This window comes from Pontiella sp. (assembly GCF_041622395.1).
In the GTDB taxonomy this organism is placed as follows: Bacteria; Verrucomicrobiota; Kiritimatiellia; order Kiritimatiellales; family Pontiellaceae; genus Pontiella.
The window spans coordinates 1-4,342 of the sequence record NZ_JBFJYW010000310.1 but is presented as its reverse complement, the minus strand read 5'-3'; the positions used below and the strand labels follow the sequence as shown (position 1 = coordinate 4,342).

The 4,342-nt window shown below is 64.1% G+C and carries 3 protein-coding genes; all 3 read right to left on the bottom strand.

The features are described 5' to 3' along the window. Positions 1-995, bottom strand: a 995-nt coding sequence (locus ABYO54_RS14525) for a M3 family metallopeptidase (RefSeq protein WP_372808963.1), incomplete at its 3' end; no start/stop codon positions are given. A 54-nt stretch (positions 996-1,049) separates the two neighbouring features. Beyond that, positions 1,050-3,410, bottom strand: coding sequence for a glycosyl hydrolase family 95 catalytic domain-containing protein (locus tag ABYO54_RS14520; protein ID WP_372808962.1), 2,361 nt, complete (start codon positions 3,408-3,410; stop codon positions 1,050-1,052). A 10-nt stretch (positions 3,411-3,420) separates the two neighbouring features. Further along, positions 3,421-4,342, bottom strand: a 922-nt coding sequence (locus ABYO54_RS14515; protein WP_372808961.1) for a sialate O-acetylesterase, incomplete at its 5' end; no start/stop codon positions are given.

Below are 4,342 nucleotides of genomic sequence, written 5' to 3'. Positions count from 1 at the left end.
GGCGCGCCGTGCGCCGCGGCATAGGCCTCCACTTCCGCCTTATCCTTTTCGGCGCACGGGCGCGACGCCGCCTCCAGCTCGCCCGCCATGGCGCGGACGGCGGCCACATCGGGCGCCATCTTGGTGGCCAGGCTGAGCTCGGCATAATTCTTGAAGCCCAGCAGCGCGGCCTGCTCGGCGCGCAGCTTGAGCAACTCCACAATCAGGCCGCGATTGTCCAGCTCGCCCTCGGACGCGCGCGTGATCAGCGCCAGATAGAGTTTTTCGCGCTGGGCGCGGTTGCGGCTGTGCCGCAGAAACGGACCGGCGCTCGGTCCGTCGAGCGTCACGCGCCACGGCCCCTTTTCGGCATTCCCGGCCTGCTCCGGATATTTGCCGTTATACGACTGCGACGCCATCGAGCGGAAGGTGGACGGCCAGCCCTCGGTATCCGCCGGATCGACGATCACCATTTCGAACGCCTTGGTCGCGTCCAGCACGTGGTTGGTGAAGGTGGTCTTCAGTTTCGATTGGGTATTGGCGATTTCGTTGAAGCGTTTTTTCTCGGCGCCGTCCAGCCCCACCCCGCCGAGTTCGGCGGCCTTGATCTCCTTTTCCAGCACGCGTTGGCGGGCCGCATCCAGCGATTCGAACTCGTCCGATTCGCGCAACGCCACCATCGCGTCATAGATCGGGCGGCTCTGTCCGCTCTTCAGCGAGGCCTCCACCACCCGCGGTTGCACCTCTTCGTAGGCGGCGCGCAACTCGTCGGAATTCTTCACCGCGTTCAGATGGCACACCATGCCCCAGGCGGCCCAAACCGGGGACCAGATTTCTTCCAACGTTCCCATCAGGGCATCCCAGCCCGGTTCGATGTTTTGTTCCAGCGCGGCCGTTTGCTCTTCGGCGCGCTCGATCAGCGCGGTAATCGCCGGCACCACGTGGCTCGGATCGAACTCGGCAAAGCGCAATTCCGTTGTAATGTTCATCAACGGGTTGTCTGACAAATCGCTCATTGTATTCTCCTTGATGGGTTATCTACGGGTTTTCTAAATACGGGGAAAAAGGGCCTAGAGACCGAAGTGGTGCTCCTTGCCGTGCGGCGCAACGGGCGTGGCGGCCAGCGCGGGCCGCGCGGCGCCTTCGGGCCAGAATATGACGACATCGCCGGGCGCGGTTTGAAGCGTGTAGACGCCCTCGCCGTCCGCCTTCACCTCGACGTCGCCGGAGGCAAGCCATTGGGCATCGGCCATGGCGGGATCGACTTCCACGCGACCGCCGGCCTCTGCCTGGATAACGACCCATTGGGTTTTGCCGCGCTCGCGGCGGGCGCTGACGAGATAGGCGCCCTCGCCGCGCAGTTTATGGAACTGGGCGTCGGGCCATTCCGCGGGAACCGCCGGGAAGATGCGAAGGCGCCCGCCCCAGCTCTGCATCAGCATCTCCTGCATGGCGGTGGCCGCGTGCAGCGGCGTCTCCATCACGGGCCAACCGACATTTTCAGAATAGAAGGTGTTCGGCTTGAGGAAGGGTTTGAGACCGTTCAGCAGTTCCCGCGCCCGCGCTCCATTCCCGAGCAGCGCGGCAATGCTTGCCCCGCCCGTGAAGGAGTAGCCGGCACGCCCCCCCTTGAAACCGTGCCAGTGGTTCAGGCTGCGTTCAATCAACGCGCGGTCGGCGGGCGTTTCGGGCGTGAGCGTGCGCAGCGGATAGATCGCCAGCAGATGCGACCAGTGGCGGTGGCCGCTGGACAACGGCACGTTGCGGCCAATCATGCGGCCGGTCTTTTCATCGACCTGCGCGGGAACGAGCTTGGCCTGGATATTTTTCCAGACGGGAATCAGCGGCTCTTCCGCTTGCGCCAGGCCCCGCTCGGAGGCCAGCTCGAGCAAACGCCCGACGCCCCAATGCAAGAGGTCGATGTCGTAGGTGCAGTCGGTCGCCGTTCGGTATTCCGGGCTGAAGGTTTCCGGCAGGCTCAACAAGCCTTCGTCGTTTTCCACGAGGAAGTGGCGGTAATAGTTCACGGCGCGGGTCAGCAACGGATAGAGCACGTTGTCGCGCAGTTCGGCATCCTGCCAATAGCGGCATTCGAGGTCGATGTTGTGCAAGGCCCAGAGCAGATTTCCGGTTTCCTTGCCGATCTTGGCATCCATCGGCGGACGGCCCGTACCGGGTTGTCCGGCATACCCCAGGAAATCCCAGGCCGAGGTCACGCGGCCGATGGCATAGGAATCCGCGCGATAGGGTTCGGCGACGTTCAGGGCCAGGCTATCGCGGTGGGTATCCAACCCGTGGCTGAGGGCCGACACCATGCCGCGACGGTTGGCTTCGTATCCGACGCTGTGGGAGAGCTGGATATTGAGGTTCCACCACAACGCGTTCCAGGGGGTGGGCTGGAGCCACGGCCCCTGGTTGTCGATGATCCAGCCCTGGTCCCGCGTGGCGCAGGCGAGCTTGTATTGCTGGATCCAGTAGAAGGAATCCCAGAAGACATCGCCGACGGAGACGAAGCTTTGCGGATAGTAGGCATGCCACCAATCGCGATGGGCCTGCACCCAGGCGGCCTGGTCGGCGGCGGCCGCGGCGCGCACGGCCGCAACGGCCTTATCCACGGCGTCTTTGCCCGGGAAACTATGCTGGACGCTCAGCCAAAGCCGGGTTTTGCCGCCCGACTCCTTTTCGTACCAGGCTACGGCGGTCTGGCCGCCGGCTTGTAGGTTTTGCACCGCCGTGTGCACGCCACCGTCGAGCGTGTCGAGCACGGGCGATGGGTTGGCGGGCGTGCGCAGGTTTTTGGAATGCACCGCGCGGGGACTGCGCGCTTCCTCGGCGACGTAGGCGAATTTCGCGCCCTTGAGTTTGCCCGCGGCGGAGATCTCGAAACGCATGACCGGTTCCGTGGCGTGGACCAGCGTCGCCCATTCGACCGATCCGCCCTTGGAGGCCAGCGCGCCGGTGGCCTCGGCATCCCAAAGCGAAAGCCGCGCCTTCGACTCGGTGACGTCCTCGGGAAGCTCCAGCCGCAGGTGGCCGATGAAATGTCGCCCGCGGTTGAGCGCGACCACGTTTTTTTCGCGGAGGTCATCCGCTTCGAAGGGGCGATGGTCGTGGGCCGCGGAACAGCCGACATCCCAGCGCAAGGTGCGGTTGTCGAGCTTGTACATCAGGGTGCCCTGCTCGCCGTTGCCCAGGAACGGGCCCTCGTCCCACCGCGCCGGAAGCTTGTTCCACCGCAGGTCTTGCCTGGCCATGAACGCGGGCCAATCCACCGCGTCGATCTCCGGCATCCCCGCTCCCGCAGCAACCGACGCAAACAGCGTTGCGATGACTATTGACCGCGAAGACGCGACGATGCGAAACGCACCGGATTTAAACCCTTTGCGCCGTTGCGTCTTCGCGCTCAAAAAGAATGGTCGAATCGTTTTCATGTTGTCGCTCCTATTTCGCGGCGTTGCGCGCTTTGGCTTCCGCGGCCCGCTTCCGCAGCTTTTCCTCGCGCGCTTTTTTCTCTTTTTCCAGAATGGGGGTCAGATAATCCCAGTCGTCGGTGCGGAACGGGCCGGCGGGCAAGCCACTCTCGGTATAGAGGGTAAAGAAGCCGCGCGGGCTCCACGCATAGCGGACCGCGGCCGGCTCGGAAACGGAATCCGCCCACACGGCCACCGTGGTCCCGTCGACGACCTCGGCCTGGGCCGGCACGAATTTACGGTCGTTGCCCGCAATGGCAAAACCGGTCGGCAGTTCGGCCACGGGCATTTCGGGATTGCGCGCCGAGGTCTCGACCGCGGCCGACGTTCCATCTTCGCCGAGAACAAAGCCCATCGGCATGGAACGGAGATGAAGCTTCTCGCCGCCGGGGGTGCGGAAATGCAGCAGGATCCGGCCGCCCTTCCGCTCGGTGCCGGCAACGACGGGGTCGCCCCAGGTGACGTCCTTTTGGCCGTAGACCTCCGCCAGCGCCCAGCGCACCGCGCGGTCGGCCAGTGGTTTCTTCCGCAGCGGATGGATGTCCGAATGGGTGTGGTCGGCCGTCACGACAAACCCCGTGTCCGGTCGCGACAGGTGGACCGCCTTTTGCGCTTCCTGGATATGCACGATTTTGGTGTCTCCGAGTTCCGTGTATTTGGGACCCCACCCGGCGATCTGGAACATGCAGAACGGCAGATCCTGCCGTCCGAACGCGTTCCTCCACGAGTCGATCACGCCGCGGAAGGTGGGTTCGAAAATCCGGGTCTGGTCGAATACATTGTTTTCGCCCTGGAAAAACATGACCCCGCGGATGGCGAGCGGGCGAATCGGCAGGATCATGGCGTTGAAGCATCCGGCCGGGTGATATTTATCGAACTGCGGGTCGATGCCG